General features: G+C 71.4%; 17 protein-coding genes, 1 tRNA gene and 1 riboswitch. Of the genes, 10 read left to right on the top strand and 8 right to left on the bottom strand.

The window, feature by feature from the left end; all coding sequences use genetic code 11:
* Positions 1-25 precede the first annotated feature (25 nt).
* The 4 genes from D7044_RS21690 to pknB are packed head-to-tail and all read left to right on the top strand — an operon-like array spanning position 26 to position 6,246.
* Positions 26-1,516: an FtsW/RodA/SpoVE family cell cycle protein gene (locus D7044_RS21690; RefSeq protein ID WP_120683598.1), complete on the top strand. Its 1,491-nt coding sequence runs from the start codon at positions 26-28 to the stop codon at positions 1,514-1,516.
* Positions 1,513-3,021: a peptidoglycan D,D-transpeptidase FtsI family protein gene (locus D7044_RS21685; protein WP_120683600.1), complete on the top strand. Its 1,509-nt coding sequence runs from the start codon at positions 1,513-1,515 to the stop codon at positions 3,019-3,021. The genes D7044_RS21690 and D7044_RS21685 overlap by 4 nt, the downstream gene beginning before the upstream one ends.
* Before the next feature lies 1 nt (position 3,022).
* Complete coding sequence (locus tag D7044_RS21680; RefSeq protein ID WP_120690058.1) at positions 3,023-4,435, top strand: serine/threonine-protein kinase; 1,413 nt, start codon at positions 3,023-3,025, stop codon at positions 4,433-4,435.
* Complete coding sequence (gene pknB / locus D7044_RS21675; RefSeq protein WP_120690057.1) at positions 4,432-6,246, top strand: Stk1 family PASTA domain-containing Ser/Thr kinase; 1,815 nt, start codon at positions 4,432-4,434, stop codon at positions 6,244-6,246. Before D7044_RS21680 ends, pknB begins: the two co-directional genes overlap by 4 nt.
* 260 nt (positions 6,247-6,506) lie before the next feature.
* Here pknB and D7044_RS21670 read toward each other — a convergent pair whose 3' ends face one another.
* From D7044_RS21670 to D7044_RS21655, 4 genes are read right to left on the bottom strand one after another with little or no spacing between them, the layout of a single operon-like run.
* Positions 6,507-7,157 carry an aminodeoxychorismate/anthranilate synthase component II gene (locus D7044_RS21670; RefSeq protein WP_120690056.1) on the bottom strand — a complete coding sequence of 217 codons (651 nt, stop codon included), beginning with the start codon at positions 7,155-7,157 and terminating at the stop codon, positions 6,507-6,509.
* A 4-nt stretch (positions 7,158-7,161) separates the two neighbouring features.
* A complete protein-coding gene (locus D7044_RS21665) occupies positions 7,162-7,446 on the bottom strand; it encodes a hypothetical protein (protein ID WP_120683609.1) in 285 nt (94 codons plus the stop codon).
* Between the two features lie 6 nt (positions 7,447-7,452).
* Complete coding sequence (locus D7044_RS21660; RefSeq protein WP_233565082.1) at positions 7,453-9,168, bottom strand: class E sortase; 1,716 nt, start codon at positions 9,166-9,168, stop codon at positions 7,453-7,455.
* A gap of 22 nt (positions 9,169-9,190) precedes the next feature.
* Positions 9,191-9,997, bottom strand: coding sequence for a DUF881 domain-containing protein (locus D7044_RS21655; protein WP_120683611.1), 807 nt, complete (start codon positions 9,995-9,997; stop codon positions 9,191-9,193).
* Between the two features lie 218 nt (positions 9,998-10,215).
* Here D7044_RS21655 and D7044_RS21650 point away from each other — a divergent pair, with 218 nt between their 5' ends.
* The gene (locus tag D7044_RS21650) at positions 10,216-10,479 is read left to right on the top strand and encodes a cell division protein CrgA (protein ID WP_120683613.1); all 264 of its coding nucleotides are present in this window, start codon (positions 10,216-10,218) and stop codon (positions 10,477-10,479) included.
* 295 nt (positions 10,480-10,774) lie between these two features.
* Positions 10,775-12,976: a (Fe-S)-binding protein gene (locus tag D7044_RS21645; RefSeq protein ID WP_120690055.1), complete on the top strand. Its 2,202-nt coding sequence runs from the start codon at positions 10,775-10,777 to the stop codon at positions 12,974-12,976.
* 66 nt (positions 12,977-13,042) lie between these two features.
* On the opposite strand, the gene D7044_RS21640 is transcribed toward D7044_RS21645, so the two are convergent.
* Positions 13,043-13,720 carry a GOLPH3/VPS74 family protein gene (locus D7044_RS21640; RefSeq protein WP_120690054.1) on the bottom strand — a complete coding sequence of 226 codons (678 nt, stop codon included), beginning with the start codon at positions 13,718-13,720 and terminating at the stop codon, positions 13,043-13,045.
* Positions 13,721-13,917: 197 nt separating this feature from the next.
* On the opposite strand from D7044_RS21640, the gene D7044_RS21635 reads away from it, so the two are divergent.
* Positions 13,918-14,931 (top strand): C40 family peptidase, encoded by a 1,014-nt coding sequence (locus D7044_RS21635; protein WP_233565081.1) that lies wholly within the window; start codon positions 13,918-13,920, stop codon positions 14,929-14,931.
* A 95-nt stretch (positions 14,932-15,026) separates the two neighbouring features.
* Here D7044_RS21635 and D7044_RS21630 read toward each other — a convergent pair whose 3' ends face one another.
* Complete coding sequence (locus D7044_RS21630) at positions 15,027-17,042, bottom strand: N-acetylmuramoyl-L-alanine amidase (protein ID WP_120690053.1); 2,016 nt, start codon at positions 17,040-17,042, stop codon at positions 15,027-15,029.
* Between the two features lie 239 nt (positions 17,043-17,281).
* A riboswitch (cyclic di-AMP (ydaO/yuaA leader) is annotated at positions 17,282-17,419 on the top strand.
* Positions 17,420-17,431: 12 nt separating this feature from the next.
* Between D7044_RS21630 and D7044_RS21625 the strand changes: the two genes are divergently transcribed.
* Positions 17,432-18,472 carry a C40 family peptidase gene (locus D7044_RS21625; protein ID WP_120690052.1) on the top strand — a complete coding sequence of 347 codons (1,041 nt, stop codon included), beginning with the start codon at positions 17,432-17,434 and terminating at the stop codon, positions 18,470-18,472.
* Between the two features lie 92 nt (positions 18,473-18,564).
* Here the strand turns inward: D7044_RS21625 and dcd are convergent, their stop codons facing one another.
* Positions 18,565-19,143, bottom strand: a complete 579-nt coding sequence (dcd, locus tag D7044_RS21620; RefSeq protein ID WP_120683622.1) for a dCTP deaminase — start codon at positions 19,141-19,143, stop codon at positions 18,565-18,567.
* A gap of 99 nt (positions 19,144-19,242) precedes the next feature.
* Between dcd and D7044_RS21615 the strand changes: the two genes are divergently transcribed.
* Positions 19,243-19,806, top strand: coding sequence for a pyridoxamine 5'-phosphate oxidase family protein (locus tag D7044_RS21615; protein WP_120690051.1), 564 nt, complete (start codon positions 19,243-19,245; stop codon positions 19,804-19,806).
* A 73-nt stretch (positions 19,807-19,879) separates the two neighbouring features.
* Here D7044_RS21615 and D7044_RS21610 read toward each other — a convergent pair whose 3' ends face one another.
* Positions 19,880-20,860 (bottom strand): zinc metalloprotease, encoded by a 981-nt coding sequence (locus D7044_RS21610; RefSeq protein WP_120690050.1) that lies wholly within the window; start codon positions 20,858-20,860, stop codon positions 19,880-19,882.
* Between the two features lie 192 nt (positions 20,861-21,052).
* Between D7044_RS21610 and D7044_RS21605 the strand changes: the two genes are divergently transcribed.
* Positions 21,053-21,126 (top strand) — tRNA-Gly (locus tag D7044_RS21605).
* The last annotated feature ends 216 nt before the right edge of the window (positions 21,127-21,342 follow it).

The raw sequence follows: 21,342 nt of genomic DNA, 5'->3' as shown, positions 1-21,342 counted from the left end.
TCGGCCCGACCCCGAGGACCCTTCCGTGACCGCAGCGGCCACACCGGCAGCCTCGCCCGCCACCACGGGCGAGCAGCCCGGCGTACGCCTGGCCCGGTCCCGGCGCAACGCCGAGCTCTCCCTGCTGCTGCTGGCCATGGTGCTGGTAGCCGCGTACGGGGCGACCGTCGAGGCGACCATGCTCGACACGGTCACCCCGGACTTCTGGATCCCGGCTGCCGCGCTCGGTGCCGTGTTCCTCGGCCTCCACCTGGTCATCCGGTTCCTCGCCCCGTTCGCCGACCCGGCCCTGCTGCCGGCGGTGGCGCTGCTCAACGGGCTGGGCGTGGGCTTCCTGCGCCGGCTCGACCTGAGTGACGCCGTTCCCGCCGAGCGGGAGGGCCTCGCCGTCTTCGCCGGCACGGGCGGCCGCCAGCTCGCCTGGACCCTTGTCTCGGTGATCCTCGCGGCCGGGCTGCTCGTCATCCTGCGCGACCACCGGTCGGTCTCCCGCTACGCGTACACCCTGGGGCTGGCCGGCATCGTGCTGGTGATGATCCCGGCGGTGCTGCCCAGCCGGTTCTCCGAGATCAACGGCGCCAAGCTGTGGATCAAGTTCGGCGACACCTTCTCCATCCAGCCCGGCGAGTTCGCCAAGCTGGCGCTGCTGGTCTTCTTCGCCTACTACCTGGTGCGCAAGCGCGAGGTGCTCTCGCTGGCGAGCCGACGATTCCTCGGCATCGACTTCCCGCGCGGGCGTGACCTCGGCCCGGTGGTGGTGGTCTGGCTGATCAGCCTCCTGGTCCTGGTCTTCGAGAAGGACCTCGGCACCTCACTGCTCTACTTCGGCATGTTCGTGGTGACGCTCTACATCGCCACCGAGCGGGTCAGTTGGCTGATCATCGGCCTGGTGCTCTTCTTCGGCGGCGCCTACCTCGCGTACATCCTCGGTGATCTCGTGGGCGGGCCGTTCGCCAACTTCTACCTGCGGGCGGAGATCTGGCTGGACCCGTTCGCCGATCCGCACAACGACGGCTACCAGCTGGTGCAGGGGTTGCTCGCGCTCGGCACCGGCGGGCTCTTCGGCGCCGGGCCGGGCGGTGGCCAGCCGGGCCTGCTACCCGAGGTGCAGAACGACTTCATCTTCGCCGGACTCGGCGAGGAGATCGGCCTCTTCGGCCTCTCCGCGCTGCTGGTCATCTACCTGCTGATCGTGGAGCGCGGCCTGCGCGCCGCGCTGGCGGTCCGTGACTCGTTCGGCAAGCTGGTCGCCGGCGGCTTGGCGTTCACCCTCGGGCTGCAGGTCTTCGTGATCGTGGGCGGGATCAGCAAGCTCATTCCGCTGACCGGCCAGACCACCCCGTTCCTCTCCGCCGGTGGCTCGTCGTTGATGGCGAACTGGCTGCTCATCGCGGTGCTGCTCCGGGTCTCCGACGGTGCGCACCGGCCGGTGACCGGCGGGGGCGGGACCGCGCGACCGTCGGGCGGCCCGCCGGAGCAGCTGCACGGTGCCCCCACGGAGGTGATCAGGCCGTGAACGCACCCCTGCGCCGCGCCGGTGTCGTCGTCATAGTCCTCTTCGGTCTGCTCTTCGCGAACCTGAACTGGATTCAGGCCTACAAGGCGGACGAATACCGCAACAGTGACTACAACGGCCGGGTTCAGGTCGCCGAGTACGAGCGCAAGCGCGGCAACATCGAAGCCGGCGGAACGGCGCTGGCCACCAGCAAGGACACCGGCGGGAAGCTGCGATTCCTGCGGACCTACCCGGCCGGCGCCGAGTACGCTCACGCGCTCGGCTACAAGCCGGTCAACCTGGCCGAGACCGGCATCGAGCGGGTCGAGGACGAGTTCCTGGCCGGCACCAGCGACCAGCTGATCGGCGACCGGATCAAGGACCTCTTCACCGGCGACCAGACCGGCGGCGGCAACGTCCTGCTCAGCCTCTCCAAGAAGGCCCAGGATGCGGCGTACAACCAGCTGCGGAACAACACGATCGGTGTGAAGCGGGGCGCCGCGATCGCCATCGACCCGCGTACCGGTGCGATTCAGGCCCTGGTCTCCATGCCCAGCTTCGACCCGAATCCGCTGGCGAGCCACGACAGCACGAAGGCCGCCGCCGCGTACAACGAGTTGGAGCAGGATCCGAACGGCCCGCTGAAGAACCGGGCACTCGGGGAGGTCCTGCCGCCCGGCTCCACCTTCAAGATCGTGGTCGCCGCGGCGGCGCTGGAGGACGGCGTCGGCAAGGAGACGAAGATCCCGGCCGGTCCCAGCTACACCGCGCCGACCTCGGGCACGCCGATCCGCAACGCGGCGGCGTCCATCTGCCCCGGGGATCAGGTCACCCTGATGGAGGCGGTCACCGAGTCGTGCAACACCGGCTTCGCCCAGCTCGGTGTGCGCCTCGGCGCCGACGTGCTCAAGGAGAAGGCCCGGCAGTTCGGCTTCGAGCAGGAGGACCTCACCGTCGGCCAGCTCGGCGAGGGCGGGCTGCCGGTGGCGGCGAGCCGCACCGGGGACATGCAGAATCCGGACGGCGGCACCGACCCGGCCGCGTTGGCCCAGTCCTCCATCGGCCAGAACAACGTGCGGATGACCCCGCTGCAGGGCGCGATGATCGCCGCCGCCGTCGCCAACAAGGACGGCAAGCAGATGCGTCCGTACCTGGTGCGGCAGCTGCTGGGCCCGGACCGGACCACCAGCTACTACACGGCGGAGCCTCGGGAGCTGCGACAGCCGATCAGCGGCCAGGTCGCCGGCGACCTGCGGGACATGATGGTCAGCGTGGTCGAGAACGGCACCGGCCGCAACGCGCGGATCAACGGCTACACGGTCGGCGGCAAGACCGGCACCGCCCAGTCCGCGCCCGACCGGCCCGACCACGGCTGGTTCATCGGCTTCGTCATGGACAAGAACGGCACCCCGATCTCCGCCGTCTGCGTCGAACTGGAGCAGGCCGGGCCGGGCGGCAGCGCCGAGGCCGCCCGGATTGCCGGCAAGATCATGCAGGCGGTCATCTCCGACCCCGGGAGTCGCTGACATGCTCAGCCCCGGGGTCCAGCTCGGCAACCGTTACCGCCTCGACGAGCGGATCGCGAGCGGCGGTATGGGTGACGTCTGGCGCGGCACCGACCAGGTGCTGGGCCGGACGGTTGCCGTCAAGAGCCTGCTCCCTGCCCTGCTCGACGAGCCGGGCTTCGCCGAACGGTTCCGCGGCGAGGCCCGCACCATGGCCACCATCAACCACCCCGGCGTGGTCGACGTCTACGACTTCGGCAACGACCAGCAGATCGCCTTCCTGGTGATGGAGTACGTCGAGGGCGATCCGCTCTCGGCGACGCTGAGCCGGGTCGGGCGACTCACCCCGGCCCGGACGATGGCCCTCGTCGCCCAGGCCGCCGACGCGCTGCATGCCGCGCACGAGAAGGGCATCGTGCACCGCGACGTGAAGCCGGGCAATCTGCTCGTCCGGCCGAACGGCACGCTGGTGCTCACCGACTTCGGCATCGCCCGCTCCGACCTGGTGGGGCAGCTCACCGCGGCCGGCTCGGTGCTCGGCACGGCCTCGTACATCTCGCCCGAGCAGGCCATGGGCCAGGTCGCGACGCCCGCGTCCGACGTCTACGCCCTCGGGGTGGTCGCGTACCAGTGCCTCGCCGGCCGCCGCCCGTTCGAAGGGGACAACCCGCTCGAGATCGCGATGAAGCACGTGCAGGAGGCGCCCCGGCCACTTCCGGCCGACATTCCTCCGCAGGTGCGGTCGCTGGTCGAGCGAGCCCTGGCCAAGGACGCGGCGGCCCGCTGGCCGAGCGCCGCCGCGCTGGCCGGGGTGGCCCGCCAACTGAAGGCGGCACTCTCCCAGCAGGCCCGGGCGAACACCCAGTCCCGGCCGATCTCGGGTGTCCCGGCGTCGCCGGCCGCGCCGCCCGGGCGGGCCCAGGTGCCGCCCCCGCAGCAGTCGCGCTCGATGACGTCCCCACACCGGCCGCCAGCCGCCACGTCGCCCGCGGCGTCCCGTCCCGTCTCCGCCGCGCCGGCCCAGCCGCCGCGACCCACCGCGGTCGCGCCGGCGGTGGCGCAGCCCCGGCCGCCGATGGCGGCGGCGAGCTATCCGCGTGGGGCCGCCTCGGTGCCGCAGCCGCCGGTCCCGCCGTCCGGGTACGTGGGGCAGGCCGGTCCGACACCACCGCCGCCCGCCCCGGGGCGGTCCCGGCCGGGAACGGTGCTCGTGGCCGTGCTCCTCGCCGTACTGGTCCTGCTCTGCTCGGGCGTGATTTCCTACAAGCTGCGCAAGGGAACACAGTCCGCACCGGTCACACCGCAGACCGTGACCTCCGGCGCGCTACGGTTCGACGGACGCGACGACCTGACCCAGAGGTCGTACCGTCAGTTCGAGCGGCTCCGATTGACCAGCGGCGAGACGACGACGAGCGAAGGACGACAGACGCGATGACAGCCCAGGCCCGCCTGCTCGGTGGCAGGTACCAGGTCGGCGAGCTGCTCGGCTACGGCGGCATGGCCGAGGTGCACCGCGGTCGCGACCTCCGGCTCGGTCGGGACGTCGCGATCAAGATGCTCCGCACGGACCTCGCCCGGGACGCCACCTTCCAGATGCGGTTCCGGCGGGAGGCGCAGAACGCGGCGTCGCTCAACCACCCGGCGATCGTGGCCGTCTACGACACCGGCGAGGAGACCGCGCCGACCGGCGAGACGTTGCCGTTCATCGTCATGGAGTTCGTCAACGGGCGGACCCTCAAGGAGGTGCTGGCGGCCGAGGGGCGGCTCCAGCCGCGGCGGGCGCTGGAGATCTGCGCCGACGTCTGCGCGGCGCTGGAGTTCAGCCACCGGCACGGCATCATCCACCGGGACATCAAGCCCGGAAACGTGATGCTCACCCAGACCGGCCAGGTCAAGGTGATGGACTTCGGCATCGCCCGCGCCCTGGCCAGCGGCGCCACCACCATGACGCAGACCAGCGCGGTGATCGGCACGGCGCAGTACCTCTCTCCCGAGCAGGCCCGGGGCGAGGCGGTCGACGCCCGCTCCGACGTCTACGCGGCGGGCTGCGTGCTCTTCGAGCTGCTCTGCGGGCACCCGCCGTTCGTCGGCGACAGCCCGGTGAGCGTCGCGTACCAGCACGTCCGGGAGGCGCCGCCGACGCCGAGCGACATCAACCCGGACGTGAATCCGGCGGTCGACGCGATCGTGTTGAAGGCGCTGTCGAAGAATCCGCTGAACCGCTACCAGAGCGCCGCCGAGATGCGGGCCGATCTGCTGCGCGCCGCCGCCGGGCGGCCCGTGCTGGCCACGCCGGTGATGCGCGAGCAGGAGACCATGCCGATGGCCCCGGCCGCCGGCGGCTATCCGGCCGGTGGTGGGGCCGCCCCGCCGACCCGGCAGATCCCGGCCCGGGTCGGTGACCCGCGCCGCCGCCGGGCCTCATCCTGGCTGATCGCGCTCTTCTCGGCGGTGGGCGTGCTCGCGGTGATCGCCCTCGTCGCCGCGCTGCTCATGAACGGCAAGGAGGAAGACCTGCGGCGGGTGCCGTCGCTGACCGGCATGACCCAGCAGGAGGCGTTCCAGGCGGTCCAGAACGCCGGCTTCGCCCCGCAGGCGGGCGAACAGGTGAACAACCCCACCTGTGAGAAGGGCACGGTGGTCGCGCAGAACCCGGCGCCGGACACCGAGCTCGAACCGAACCGGACGGTGACCATCCAGGTCTGCGCCGGGCCGAACACGCGGACCATCCCGAACGTGGTCAACTCCAGCTTCGACAGCGCGAAGCAGCAGCTCGAGAGCCTGGGCTTCAAGGTCAACGACCCGCCGAAGGAGAAGGACAGCTCGCGGGAGAAGAACACCGTCCTCGAGATGTCGCCCGAGGCCGGCAAGGAGGTGGCCGAGGGGACCGCGATCACCCTCACCGTCTCCAAGGGCAACGTCGGCCAGGTGCCCCGGGTGATCGGCGCCACCGAGGACGACGCGCGGGAGGAGCTCGAGGACGCGGGCTACGGCGTCCGGGTCCGCGAGGGGAGCGAGGTGCCCGCGGACCAGGCCGGCCGGGTGGAGCGGCAGAGCCCCGAGTCGGGCGCGAACCTGCCGCGCGGCCGGGAGGTCACCATCTACGTGACCGTCCCCGCGCCGGACGCACCGCCGAGCGACTCGAACTCGCCCACCCCGACGGTGACGCCGACCACGCCGGGCACCGGTGGTGGCGGCGGGTTCCCGATGCCTCCCCTGCCGCCGGGCTTCCCCCGCAACGACTGAGCACCGGCAGCCGGCCCGATGTGGCCCGGCCCGACTTCCAGATGAGCCGGGGTGTCCGCCTGCACGGACACCCCGGAAACCCTGAGTCGATCATGGCGTCCGCCGGAGCGGCCGGCCGTCGCGCCGGTATCGGCCGCTCCGCTGAACCGGGCCTCGCGGCCGGCGGCGCCGGACCTCGCCCGGCGTCTGCAGGTCGTCGGAGTCGCGGCCCACGCCAGGTCACCCGGCCGGCCATTCGACGTCCGGGGACGCCCAGTGGGTCAGGCGGCGCTGAAGGCGGCCCGGCGGCGCGCGTCGACCTCGGCGGCCAGCGCCGGTGCCCGCTCCAGCGCCTCGGGGTGACCGCAGCCGGCGAGCCAGTTGGCGAGCATCAGGTGCCCGCCCTCGGTGAGGACCGACTCCGGGTGGAACTGCACGCCCTCGATGGGGAGGCTGCGGTGACGCATCGCCATCACCACCCCCGAGCCCGTCCAGCCGGTGGCCTCCAGCTCGTCCGGCAGCGTCTCGGGCAGCACCGCGAGCGAGTGGTAGCGGGTCGCGGTGAACGGGTCCGGCAGGCCGGCGAGTACGCCCACCGACTGGTGTCGCACCTCGGAGGTCTTGCCGTGCAGTAGCTCGGGCGCGCGGGCGACGGTCGCGCCGAACGCCTCACCGATCGCCTGGTGACCGAGGCAGACGCCGAAGATGGGCAGCTCGCCGGCGTACTCCCGGATGACGTCCAGGCAGATGCCGGCGCGGTCGGGGCTGCCCGGCCCGGGCGAGAGGAGGATGCCGGCCGCGCCGATCTTCCCCACTTCGGCGACGTCGATCTCGTCGTTTCGGCGTACCTCGCACTCCACCCCGAGCTGGCCGAGGTACTGCACCAGGTTGAAGACGAACGAGTCGTAGTTGTCGATCACAAGGACGCGCATGGTGTCACCGGTTCGGGGAGGCGGGCGGGGTGTTGTTCCGCTCGGTGTCGTACGGCAGGTCGTGCTCGTCGCCGGCTGGGGCGTCGTCACCGGGGATCACCTCGCCGGGCGGCGCACCGGGCACCTCGGAGTCCTGGGTGACCTGCACGTCGTCGAAGGGCAGCAGGGGCTCGGCCCACGGGAAGACCACGTACCAGAGCAGGGCCACCGTCGCGGCGGTGAGCAGCACGGATCCGGTCAGCTTGCCGACCAGGCCGAACGGGAGCTTGCGCCAGATCCACGAGTACATCGCCCGTCAGCCCCCCAGCTCCGTCGGGCGACCGTCCGACTTCGGCTGCGTCCGGTCCAGCTCGGCGTGGACGATCAACCGCTGGTAGTTGTCGAACTTCGGGTTGCAGGTGGTGAGGGTGAGCATCCGTTTGGTCGGTTTCTTATCGGGCTCGCCCGGGACCGCCGCCACCACCTCCACCTGGGTGGGCTTGACTATCCGGGTCTTGGAGACCTTGTAGACGTACCAGTCGGTCTTGCTCTCGACCACGATCGAGTCGCCGTCGCGCAGCTCGTCGAGGCGCCAGAACGTGGCGCGGTTGCGGTGCCCGGCGACGGAGAAGTTGCCGACCTGGCCCGGCAGGGCGCTCTCCGGGTAGTGGCCCGGGGCGTACCGGATGTCGGCCTGGGTCACGCCCTCGACGACGACCCAGTTCTTCTCGAGCTTCGGGATGTAGAGGCCCGCGATGGGCTTGCCCCGTACGGGTGGGGAGGGCTTGACCGACGGGGCGGCGGGAGCGGAGATCGTCGGGTCCCCGGTCGGCCCCCACGCCTGTGCGAGCTGCTGGCTGAGATCGTTCTGGTGGGCGTCCACGATCGCGGACTTGCCCCAGACCTCGTACCCGGCGAAGAGGAGCACGACCAGGCCGAAGGTCATCAGGACCTCGCCGGTGACCCGGAGACCGCCACGCAGCCGGGAGCCGAAGGACGGCCGGGTCAGCTCCGAGTAGACGCTCTTGTAGCCCTTGCCCGTCTGCTCCGGGCGTAGCTTGACGACCCGCTCGCCTCGGCGGGGACGGGGCGGCTCGGTGGGCCCGGTCTCCGCCGGGTCGTCGGTCTCCGACGTCTTCGGTACCGCGCCCATCAACGCGGTCGAGTCGATCGCCGGAGGCCGCGCCGTGGCGCCGGAGACGGCCGGGATGAGTGCGGTCGCCGCCGGGTCGGCGGCGGGCGTGCCCGCGGCGTTCGGCCGACCGGAGGCCCGTTCGCCCCGCGGAGCGACGGTGGGGATGAGCGCGGTCGGGCTGTCCCCAGCGTTGTTCGGCGGGTGTCCGCCGCTCGGCGGCCGGGTGCCCGACGACGCCGGGGCGGGAGGACCGCCCGGCGCGGCGTCGGGCGGGGCCGCGGGCCGCGGCTGCGCGCGTGCGGGCTCGCCGGCACCGGGTTGGGTGTGCGGGGGCCAGTTCGAGGCGGCCGCCCGGGGTGCGGATCCGCCGGTGGGCGGTTGACCCGGGTGGCCGCCGGGGGCGGCCGGTCGCACGGAGGGGTCGGCGGTGGTCGGCCGGGCGTACTCGGCCGGCCGGCCCGGGGCGTCGCCTCCGGCGCTCGGGTGGGTCGGCGATCCGCCGGGGGCCGCGAAGCCGCCTCCCGCGCCGGCGGGAGACGCCGGTCGGGTGGCACCGGGCCACGGTGGCGGGGCGTCGGGGTGCGCGACGGGCCGGGCAGGGGGTCGGCCGGTCTCCGGGGAGGACCAGTCTGGGCGTCCCGGGTGGGCGTCGCCGGAGGCGGGGGGCGGGTTCGTCCAGGGGCGGCGGGTCGGGCCCGGCGGCCCGGCCAGGCGTGGGACGGCGTCATCCGCGCCCGCCGGCGGCGTGGCCGGTGCGCGGGTCGGCGGCACGGGGTCGGGCCAGGCGCCCCGGGAGCGGCCGGCGCCCGGCTCGGAGCGGTCGACCTTGGGCAGGAACGCCGTCGGCTCGTCGGCCTGGCCGCGATGCCGCCCGTCGGGCCGGTCGTCGTCGTTCACTGGAGCACCTTCGCCGCGCGGGTCACTGAAGCACCTTCGCCGAGCGCAGCGCTGTCGAGTCCTCGAACGCCGGCACGGCGACCGTGGAGACGTCCTCCCGGTAGCCGAGCTGGTAGTGCTCGACCGCGTCCCGGAACAACTGGACTCCCTCGGACTCGGCGAGAGCCTTCTGCAGGGAAGTCGGATCGCCGATCGCTACGATCTTGAATGGTGGGGAATACACCCGGCCGTGTAGCAGCAGGGTGTTTCCGACGCAGCGTACCGCGCTGGTGGCGAGTACGCGGACGTTCATGATTGCCATGGCCTCCGCGCCGCCGGCCCAGAGCGCGTTCACCACCGCCTGGACGTCGCCCTGGTGGACCACCAGGTCGTCGTTGCTCACCCCCTCGGGCAGGCGCTGGTCGTTGCGGCGGGGCGCGTCGTTGAGCTCGACCGTGACACCGACGCCGGTCAGTGCGGTGAAGCCGGCCGGCTGCAGGCTGTCGGCGGCGCGGTCCTGCTGGCCCCGGATCGGGCCGTCCTGTTCACCGAGCGCGGTGGTCCGCTCCTCGATGTCCTGGCGCAAGGTCGCCGCCTCGCGCTCGCTCGCGGCGACCTGCTGCCGGCGTTCCTCGATCAACTGGGTGAGCTGGGGGCGTCGGTCCTCGCGCAGGGCGGTGCCGCCGGCGGTGGTCGCGGTGGTGGTGAAGAGGAGCCCGGCCGCGGCGGCGATCAGCGGTACGCCGACCGACCAGCCCGGTCGCCGTTGCCGCGGGCGCCGTGGCAGCAGCCCGGCGCCGACGCGCCGGAGCACCTTCTGCCAGGAGGCAGCGCCGGATGTGTACTCCACCGAGCGTTCCTTCCCGTCGTCCTCACGTCGCGACCGGGGCGAGGATCCGAATACTTTCGCCTTTTCCGGTCACTCCTCGCACCGGCCTGACCCCATTCGTGGATTGGACGGGCCTTCCGGACTACGCTAGCTGTCGAACATTATTGGCCATGGACCGTCGCCCCCGCGCCCGGTTGTCAGGCCGGACGAGGTCGCAATAACCCCCTCTGGAGAGCGTCGTGCCCAAGTCTCAGGTCCGCAAGAAGAAGGTGTACACCCCGCCGACGGACGTACGCCCGACGGCGACGGCGGCGACGCGCAAGCCTAGCCCGGCCTGGCTGCCGATCGCCGCGGTCGCGCTGATCGTCGTCGGCATCGGCTGGCTGGTGGTCTACTACCTCTCCGAGCAGGCGTATCCGGTCATGTCGTGGGGTTACTGGAACCTCGCGGTGGGCTTCGGCGCGATGGTCGCCTCGCTGATCCTGCTCTCGCGCTGGCGTTGATCCCGAGCGGCGGCCTCGGCCGCCGCCAGGGTCGATCCATCTCACTCGACGTTGCCCCCGCCCGGCGGTTTCGGGCGGGGGCCCCTATGGTGTGCGCAGGGCGGCGCGGCCCGGGTGCGAGATGACTCACGTTACTGATGGGTAACCTTGCGCGTAGGCTGCACTGAATGACCGGGTGGAGCGCGGTCATGGACCGGTCCGGTCGAGGGCAGGGCAGCGGCGGCGCGTCGCTCGCGGCCCGAGTCGGCCCGGTCGCCGAGTCGCTCGACAGGCAGCAGACCGGGAGGCCAACTCGATGGGCAGCGTCCAGATCGTCGCCACGGTTCTCGCGGCCGCCATCACCGCGGTGGCGGTGGGGCTGGCGGTACGCGCGGTCCTGAAGATGGTGGCCGTCATCCGGCTGGGTCAACCCGCCCCCGAGCGCCTCGCCGACAAGGGCGCCCGCACGAGGACGATGCTGGTCGAGACCGCCGGCCACACCCGGATGCTCAAGTGGAGCGTGGTGGGCGCCGCGCACTGGTTCGTGATGGTCGGGTTCATCGTGCTGTCGCTGCTGGTGCTCGAGGCGTACTTCGAGGTGGTCAGCTCCACCGGAGAGCTGCCGATCATCGGGCACTGGACGGTCTTCGGCCTGGCCACCGAGATCATCGGGGTGCTGGGCCTGCTCGGCATCCTGGTGCTGATGGCGATCCGGCTGCGCAACCGGCCCAGCCGACCGGGCGGACGCTCCCGGTTCACCGGCTCGACCATGTGGCAGGGCTACTTCGTCGAGTGGGTCGTGCTGCTGGTCCTGATCTTCGGCTTCGTGATCCGGGGCTTCAAGGTCTCCACCGACCACTTCGAGTACCCGGTCTGGGCCACCCCGGTCAGCCACGCGCTCGGCAACGCCCTCCCGGCCTGGGAGTCCGGCGTCAGCGTCGCGGCCCTCATCAAGATCGTCATTTCGATGACCTGGCTCATCGTGATCTCGCTGAACGTCACCATGGGCGTGGCCTGGCACCGCTTCCTGGCCTTCTTCAACATCTTCTTCAAGCGTGAGCCGGCGAAGGCGGCGGGCTCCGGCCTCGGCGCCCTGCGCCCGATGACCAGCAACGGGAAGCCGCTGGACTTCGAGGAGGCCGACCCGGAGAAGGACCAGTTCGGCGTCGCCCAGGTGGAGCAGTTCACCTGGAAGGGGCTGCTCGACTTCAGCACCTGCACCGAGTGCGGCCGCTGCCAGTCGCAGTGCCCCGCCTGGAACACCGGCAAGCCGCTGTCACCGAAGCTGCTCGTGCTGAGCCTGCGGGACCACGCGTACGCCAAGGCGCCCTACCTGCTGGCCGGCGGCGGCAAGGACCTGACCGGCGAGGAGAAGGCCACCGCCGCGCAGCTCGCCCACGTCGACGTACTGGCGCTCGCCGAGGCCGACAAGCCGCTGATCGGCACCGCCGAGTCCGGTGGTGTCATCGACCCGGACGTGCTCTGGTCCTGCACCACCTGTGGCGCCTGCGTCGAGCAGTGCCCGGTCGACATCGAGCACGTGGACCACATCGTCGACATGCGCCGCTACCAGGTGCTCATCGAGTCGAACTTCCCGTCCGAGGCCGGCGTCATGCTCCGCAACCTGGAGAACAAGGGGAACCCGTGGGGCGCCCCGCAGAGCACCCGCGAGGACTGGACCAAGGGGCTCGACTTCGAGGTGCCCCGGGTCGGCGAGGTCGACGACTTCGAGTACCTCTTCTGGGTCGGCTGCGCCGGCGCGTTCGAGGACCGGGCGAAGAAGACCACCCGGGCCGTCGCCACGCTGCTCAACGAGGCCGGCGTCTCCTTCGCCATCCTCGGTGAGGGGGAGACCTGCTCGGGCGACCCGGCCCGCCGGATCGGCAACGAGTTCGTCTTCCAGATGCTCGCCCAGCAGAACGTCGAGACGCTCAACGAGGCGTTCGAGGGCCGGGAGAAGAGCAAGCGCAAGATCGTCGCCACCTGCCCGCACTGCTTCAACACCCTCGGCAACGAGTACGACCAGCTCGGCGGTGAGTTCGAGGTCGTACACCACACCCAACTGCTGGCCCACCTGGTGGCCACCGGCAAGCTCACCCCCGTCCAGCCCGTCGACGGCGGCGTCACCTACCACGACCCCTGCTACCTGGGCCGGCACAACCGGGTCTTCGCCGCGCCGCGCGAGGTGCTGGGCAGCGCCCTGGGTGACGCCGAGATCACCGAGATGCCGCGCAACAGCGAGCGCTCCTTCTGCTGCGGCGCCGGCGGCGCCCGGATGTGGATGGAGGAGAAGATCGGCAAGCGGATCAACGTCGAGCGCGTCGAGGAGGCCATGGCCACCGGCGCCAAGACGGTGGCGGTCGGCTGCCCGTTCTGCTCGACCATGCTCAGCGACGGGGTGAACGGCAAGGGCGCCGGCGAGCAGGTCGAGGTGATCGACGTGGCGAGCGTGCTGCTCCGCTCGGTCAAGCCCGAGCAGGCCCAGGGTGACAAGGAGGCCGAGCCGGTCGCCGGCTGAGGCGTACGCCCGCAGGAGAGCGGCCCCGCGGCGGCGGCCACCCGCCACCGCCGCGCGCCGGTGCGCTCAGGAGGTCGTGCTCACCATGATCGCGGCGGTGCTGGCGGTGGTGGCCGCCAACACTGCGGCCTGCGTGTCGGCGATCGCCCGTTTCGTCGCCGCCGACGCCCAGTCGGCCTCGGAGATCTCCGCCAGACGTCGCTTTACCTGCGGCTTCGGCAGTTCGCCGAAGAGCTTGCGGTGCAGGCCGACGGCCTGGGTCAGGCTGATCAGAGCCGCCGTTCGTGGCTCGACCGGGCCCTCCCCGGCCACCGCCGCGAGCATCCGCTGACGTGCGTGCGTCTCCGCCGCCGGCTCCGCGCCGGTCGGCGAGGGGTAGCGGGTACGCGGGAAGACCCAGAGCACCCGGTCCGACTCCCGGCGCAGCACCCCGGCGTCGACGAGCCCGTCCAGCACCCGGTCCGGCAGCCCCTTGGCGAGCGGCATGATCCAGTCCCGCGGCCGGCGACGCTTGCCGTGAGCGACGATCCGGGCGAGCGCGTCGTCCAGGAGCGGCACGCCGAGCGGCTCCGCACTGGTGGCTGCGAGCCGGCCGTCGACGACCGTCACCCGCTCGGCGAGGGCGAGTTCGAGCAGCAGCGCACCCGCGAGACCGTAGCCGAGATGCGGCGCGCCGAGGCGGTTGACGCCCGCGTCGTCGTAGCCGAGCAGGGCAAGTTCGTGGGCGAGGGTGAGTTGCGGCATGGCCCGACGCTAGCCGCGCTCCGCCACCGGAGACCGGCACCCTTGGTAGGCGGCGCATTCCGCCGGAGTGACGACGCGCGGCCTCGCCTTGATTCCGCTCCGGCGCTTCCCTATCGTGGGGCACCGACCGCTGTGGACGTCTGCCCTCGCCTCCTTCCCCTCTGCGAGGCGCCTGGCGGTCGGTTACAAAGGAGTCGGTGCCGGTGGCAACCATGCCCCTCCATCGTCACGCACCGGGACGTTCCGCTCGTCCGGGTGGCCTGCGTCGGGCTGCCCACCGCCTGCTCACACTGGTCGCTGCCGCGGCCGTCGGCGCCGGCCTGCTCGCCGCGCCGGCCCACGCCGCGCCCACGGTCGAGGAGATCGAGGCGCAGATCGACAAGCAGTGGGAGCAGCTGGAACCCACGATCGAGCAGTACAACAAGGTGCGGGCGCAGCTGAAGGTCAACCAGAAGAAGTCGACCGAGCTGGAGAAGAAGATCGAGCCGCTCAGTCTCCAGACCGAGCTGGCGATGACCCGGGTCGGTGACCTCGCCTCCCGTTACTACATCAGCGGTCCGTCGCAGGACCTCGGCGCCCTGCTGGTCAGCGCCAAGCCGGACACGCTCACCGAGCAGCTCACCATCCTCGACCGGCTGGCCCGCCAGGAGCACAAGCAGGTCGAGGGCATCCTGAAGATCCGCGCCAAGTACGACGCGGAGAAGCAGAAGCTCGACACGCTCATCACCACCCAGACGAAGCAGCAGAACGAGCTCGCCGCCAAGAAGAAGAAGATCGACGGCGAGATCAAGCGGCTGGAGAAGCTGCTGCCGAAGTCGGTCGTCATGCCGGAGAACTGCCCCACCATCAAGGGCGTGGTCAGCGAGGCGGCGCGCACCGCGATCCAGACGGCCTGCAAGCAGGTCGGCGACCCGTACGTCTGGGGTGCCACCGGCCCGAACTCGTTCGACTGCTCCGGCCTGACCCAGTACGCGTACAAGGCCGCCGGGATCAGCCTCACGCACTTCACGGGCGCGCAGTGGAACGAGGGCAAGGCCATTCCGCGCTCCGAGGCCCGCCCGGGTGACCTGGTCTTCTTCTTCAGCGACCTGCACCACGTCGGGCTCTACCTCGGCAACGACCAGATGGTCCACGCGCCACGGGCCGGTAAACCGGTCCAGGTGACGAGCATCAACTACATGCCGGTCGCCGGCTTCCGACGACCCGGCTGATCCACCCCGAACGTCGCGAACGTCGAGGGCCCCCGGTCGAGAAGACCGGGGGCCCTCGTGTCTCTCGGCACGCTCACCCGCGCTGCCCGCGATCGTCAGCGGGGCGCGCCCACCAGGGACGGGAGCAGCAGCACGTCGTCGAGGTTGACGTACATGATGCGGTGCCCGAACTGGATCTGCACGTACCGCAGGTCGCCCCGGATCACCGTCCAGTCGCCCGGGGACGAGCCGTCGAAGGTGGTGGCCTTGTAGTACTCGCTCGGCAGCACGTCGCCGACGGCGTACCGCTGACCGGCGGCGAGCGTGTACTGCAACGGGGAGATCGTCTGGTACGCCACCCCGGCCGGGTACGCGTCCTGCTCCGGGTAGGCCCGGCCGTAGACCGGAATCGTCGCCTTCCCCGGCTTCGGGGTCACCACGAAACCGGTGGCCCACCTGGCGGTGGGGGCCGAGGCGGGGTTGTGGAACCACGCCTTCTGCCCGAGGTACCAGATCGCCGTCCAGTCACCGCGCACCTCGGCCACCGCGTACGTCTGGCCGGCGGAGGCCCGGGCGCCGTGGTCGGAGATGTACATGGTGTTCGGCGAGCCGTCCGGACGCAGACCCAGGTCGTTGACGAGCGGGGCGTCCTGGCTCGGCGCGCTGTGCAGGACGACCGCGGACGAGCCGCGCAGCGGGCAGGGCTCGGCGGGCGGCGGCGGGTTCGGCACGCCCGGCGGCTGCCGGTTGCAGCCGACGAACGCCGGCCGGTTGGCGGCGAAGTCCGGGTCGATGGTGACCAGGCCGGTCCGCTTGGTGCCGGTGGTCCGGAACGGCGCCTTCAGCAGGTCGAAGTAGTGCGACCAGTCCCAGTACGGGCCCGGGTCCCAGTGCATGCCGGCCACCGTCGAGGCCACCGTCCCGGGCACGTTGTCGTGCCCGATGATGTGCTGCCGGTCCAGTGGGATGCCGAACCTGAGCGCCAGGTACCGGACCAGCTTGGCCGAGGCGCGGTACATCGCCTCGGTGTACCAGGTGCCGTGGCCGGCGAAGCCCTCGTGCTCGATGCCTATCGACTTCGCGTTGACGTACCAGTTGCCGGCCTGCCAGCCGACGTCCTCGGCCTTCACGTGCTGGGCCACGTGGCCGTCCACCGAGCGCAGCGTGTAGTGCCAGCCCAGGTAGTCCGCCTGCTGCACGAGGCCGACGCTGGGCTGGTAGTACCCCTCGGTGTCGTGGATGACGATGTACTCGATCTTCTGCTGCGCCGGCCGGTCACCCAGGTCGTGGTTGCCGTAGTCGCCGACGGTCGGGCCGTACTGCTCGTACGGCGCGGGGATCCACTCGCAGCCGAGCCGCGCCGGGCACTCGACTCCTGCGCGCCCCTGCGGCTCGCGCAGCCCGAGCCGATGCAGCGCGCCGGTCTCCGTGGTCACCTTCCGTGCGCGGAGGGTGACCTGGTGCCCGTCGTCGGTGCGTCGGCTCGCGCCGAGTCGGATCTGGTCGTACACCTCGTCGGCGAAGGCGGTCGCCGTCTCCTCGGTCTCCGCGCCGGAGTAGCGGGCCACCGCCGCGTACCAGGCTCCCGGGTCGGTCGCCGCGCCCACCGGGCCGCCCAGCTGTTCCTGGTGCGAGGCGAGCAGGGCCGCGCCGCCCCGGATGTTGGTGGCGGGGTCGGTGCGGAGTGCCTCGGCGTCGGCCCCGGTGAGCGCCGCAGCGGCCTGGAGGGTCCGTAGCGCCGCGGGTGCGGGTGCGTCGGCTGCGGACTTCTTCGGCGCACCGAGGGTCAACGGCCGGGACGTGTCACCGCGCGGGTCCTCGCCCTCGTCGACGTGCGAAGCGGCGGGCAGGTTCGCGACGTGAGCTGCGTCGGTGAGGTGCAGCGGGCCGTAGCCGCCGCTCGTGCTGGGCGTGCCGGCGTGGGTGTCCCACCTGGATTCCAGGTACGAGACGCCGAGCAGGACGCTCTCCGGCACCCCGTACGCCGTCGCCGCGGCGACGTACTGCTGCTGGCGGTCGCCGGCCGGGGCGGCGTTGGCCGGGACGCCGGTCAGTGGCACGGCCGCGGTGGCGCTGACCACCGCGGCGGTGAGCAGGGCGCGCCTGCTCCTGGAGATGGTTGATCGATGCATCGAGCCCCCAGTAAGGACGGGTCAGGTATTGGTCACCTTCGCTCCGCCGGCCCGCCTCGGTCAATACCTTTCGATCTGCCCATCGCATAGGAAAAAAATCTTCGAGATTCGCACGGAGAGTGCGTTCCGCCGCTCCATGCACGGAGTGTCACCGCCCGAAGGGTTGCGGATCGGTAACGAGGGTCTCTAGTCTGGTCAATCGTCGGCCGGCAACAGGTCCGTCCAACCAGGGCGGTAACGGTCCGACACCGCCGAGTCGCTCCCCGAGCGAGCCGGGGACCCAGGTTCCCGGGGTGAATCCGCAGCCACTGCGGTAGGGCGCTGACCTTCCCGCCCGAACCCGTCAGCTAACCCGGTAGGCGGTCAGGGAAGAAGGAGTACGGAGCCCGGTGGCCCACCATGCCCCGCGGCCTCCGTCCGGACGGCCGGCGACAGCCGGCCTGACGACGGGTGCGCCGCGTCCACGCTGGTCCCGCTTCACCACCGTCCTCGCCGCCCTCGTCGGCATCGGCGTCGTCCTCGGCGGCGGCGCCACCGCGGCCCACGCGGACCCGTCGGTCGCCGAGATCGAGCGCCAGATCGACCAGGACTGGAACAAGCTCGAACCCGTCATCGAGCGGCACAACGCGACCCGTCAGGAACTCACCGCCAAGCGTCGGCAGGCCGATGCGCTCGCCGCCCGGATCAAGCCACTGCAGCTCCGGATCGACCAGGCCATGAACAAGGTCGGCGTGCTCGCGGTACGGGCGTACAAGGGCGAGAACCTCTCGACCGTCAACGCGCTGCTCGGCAGCCAGTCGCCGGGTGACGTCGTCGGGCAGTTGGAGCTGCTCGACCGGTTCGCCCACAACCAGCAGCAGGACGTCGCCCAGGTCGTCGAATTGCGCGACCAGCTGGCCCGGCAGAAGGCGCCGCTGGACGAGCTGGTCACCGAGCTGACCCGTACCGAGGCCCAACTGGCGGCGAAGAAGAAGCAGATCAACACCGAGATCGAGCGGCTGCAGAAGCTGCGCATCAAGGTGTACGGCAACGGTGGCGGTGGCTCGCTGCGGCCGGCCCCGTGCCCGGCCACCTATCCGGGTGGCGCGGCCGGGGTGGCGGTGAAGTTCGCCTGCGCCCAGATCGGCAAGCCCTACGTCTGGGGGGCCGACGGCCCCGACTCGTACGACTGCTCGGGGCTCATGCTCGCGGCCTGGGCCAAGGCCGGGGTGTCGCTGCCGCACAACGCCGCGCAGCAGCGCCGGGCGACGAAGACGGTGAGCCGGGCCGACCTCCGCCCCGGCGACCTCGTCTTCTACTACAGCGACCTGCACCACGTCGGCATGTACGTCGGCGGCGGATGGGTGGTGCACGCCTCCCAGGCCGGAGTGCCGGTCAAGATGAAGAAGGTCGACGACGGCCCGATCCACAGCTTCGGCCGTCCCGGCTGACGCGTCCGCGCACGTTCACGGAAAGAGTGGTCATCCGCGCGCGAATGACCACTCTTTCCGTGAACGAGCAGCCTGGTCGGCCGGTCGGTCGGTCAGCGGGTGGGCCAGGTACGCCAGTTCTGCCAGGCCCGGCTCGGGGTCGGGCCGCGCTGCCCCTGGTAGCGCGAGCCGTAGACGGCCGAACCGTACGGGTGCTCGGCGGGCGACGAGAGCCGGAAGATGCAGAGCTGGCCGATCTTCATGCCCGGCCAGAGCGTGATCGGAAGGTTCGCCACGTTCGACAGCTCCAGGGTCACGTGGCCGGAGAACCCCGGATCGATGAAGCCGGCGGTGGAGTGGGTCAGCAGACCGAGGCGGCCCAGGCTCGACTTGCCCTCCAGCCGGCCGGCGAGCTGCTCGCCCAGTGAGATGACCTCGAGCGTCGAGGCGAGCACGAACTCGCCCGGGTGCAGCACGAACGGCTCCCCGTCGGGGACCTCGACCACCGACGTCAGGTCGTCCTGCTGCTGTGCCGGATCGATGTGGGTGTAGAGGTGGTTGTTGAAGACCCGGAAGAGCCGGTCGAGACGTACGTCGATGCTCGACGGTTGCACCAGGGTGGGCTCGAACGGCTCCAGCCCGAGCGAGCCGGCCTTGATCTCGGAGACCAGGTCGCGGTCGGAGAGCAGCATCGGACCACCATAGCGAGGCACGTTCGGACAGCTCGAATCCGGTGCCCGTGACCAGCGCGTCGCGTCGCCTCTAGAACATTTGTTCGATAGAATGCCCGCATGGCTTCCTGGTCCGAATTCGCCGCTGACGAGCCCCGGCTCGCCGACGGGATCCGCGTTCTCATGCAGCAGTACGGTCCGGGCTTCGGCTACCTGGCCACGGTCCGTGCCGACGGCGGGCCCCGGGTGCACCCGGTGTCGCCGGTGATCACCGACGAGGGGCTCTTCTGCTTCATCATCGACTCGCCGAAGCGGCGTGACCTGGAGCGGGACGGGCGCTACGCGCTGCACTCCTTCCCGCCGGAGGAGAGCGACGACGAGGCCTACGTGGCGGGGCAGGCCCGGCCGGTCACCGACCAGGCCCGCGTGGCCCGGCTCGCGGCCCGGGCCGGGGCCGCGCCGCAGGTCGACTGGCGGCTCTTCGAGTTCACCGTCGACGTGGCGATGCTCTCCCGGCGTGACTCCGGCAGCGCGGGCGGGCCGGGCGAGGGGCACGGCCGTCCGGCGGTGCAGGTCTGGCTCGACCCGCACGCCAACGATCGGCGGATCGGCCCCACCCCCGTCGTGCCGCAGACCCGACCCGGCCGCCGCGGGCGCCGCGACGTCCAGCGCTCGGCGGCCTGACCGCGTCCTGGGGGGCGAAACACCGGTGCCGGCCCCGTGGCGACGGGGCCGGCACCGGTCGTACGCGTCGACGTCAGGCCGCGCGGTAGGCGTTCCACGCGGTCAACATGCGGCTCGCCTGCCCAGGAGTGAACTGGTACATGCACGAGTCGTAGGTGTAGTCCATGAAGTTCGTGATCGGGTCCAGGCCGGCCGCGCTGCAGGTGTTCCGACCGGTCGGGCACTCGTACGCCGGCGAGGCCTCGGCCGGCGTGTCCGCGACGCTGTCGCCCGAGGCGGAGCAGCCGCCCTGGAAGGTGTGGTAGAGGTTCAGCCAGTGGCCGACCTCGTGGGTGCCGGTGTCGCCCTGGTTGTAGTTGGGCTCGGTGCCGCCCGGCAGCGACTCGTTGAGCACGACCACGCCATCGGTGCTGCTGAGCCGCCGCTGCGGGAAGGTCGCCCAACCGAGCAGGCCGGGGGTCACGTCGCCCAGGTAGAGGTTCAAGGTGTTCTTGCCGCCCTCACGCAGCGACGACTTCATCGAGCGCTCGGCCGAGGAGCCTTCGAGGATCGGGTACCACGACGGGTTGACCACCCGGTTGATCTTGCTGAGCTGGAAGGCGAAGGCCGTGACCGCCCCGCCGGTCGCGCCGCTGTACGCCTGGTTGAGCACGGTGATCTGGTTCTGGATCATCGAGTCCGGGATGTTGCCGCCGGCCCGCGTGCTGTTCTCCTGAATCACGTGCACGACCACCGGGATCGTGACGGTGGCGAGCGGTGCGACCGCACCCGTACGCCGGCTGGCGCGCTCACGCAGCGCGGCGGCCAGGTCGGCCTCCCGCTCCTTGATCTGCGCGGCGGTCAGCTCGTTCGGTTCGTGCTTCGCGGCGCCGCCGGCCTTGACGCGGGCGTCGGCGTGCGCGTCGGCCGGCTCGACGCAGGTGCCTCCAGGGGCGGCGGAGAAGGCCGAAGCGGCCGGAGCGACGCCGACCGCTGCCGTGCTGAGCAGCAGCGCGAGGGTCGTGGAGGCGACGCCGGCGGCACGCCGGGTCAGCAGGTTGGGACGGAGTCCCATGGGCCCACCTCTTTCTGGCGGCGCGACGGGAGGTGTGTCACGCCGTGGCTGAGAACGTGAGGCAGACGCTACAAGCCATCGAGGGACTTGAGAACACCTATATATTGCCGTGGTGAAAGTATCTGGCGGACCGGTGCGCCGAGGGGTACCTGGATGCGGGAGGTTGGCGACTCGGGTACAGTGGTGCCGCTTGCGGGTGTAGTTCAATGGCAGAACATCAGCTTCCCAAGCTGACAGTGCGGGTTCGATTCCCGTCACCCGCTCCAACCGAAAGGCCCTGGTCGGGACGCGAGTCCCAGCCAGGGCCTTCGATGCTGCTGAGGCCAGATGCGCCCGGCGGGCCGTCTGCGGGCCACTAGGCGGTGTCTTCAAAGGTTCACAACCACTGCAGTAGCGCGGCGATGGTTACCGTGGCCTGGTACGACGTCGCGGTCTTGTCGTAGCGGGTCGCGACGCTGCGGCACTGCTTGAGCCGGTTGAAG

The organism is Micromonospora musae (genome assembly GCF_003626635.1).
GTDB lineage: Bacteria > Actinomycetota > Actinomycetes > Mycobacteriales > Micromonosporaceae > Micromonospora > Micromonospora musae.
This window is presented reverse-complemented; position numbering and strand designations above follow the sequence as displayed.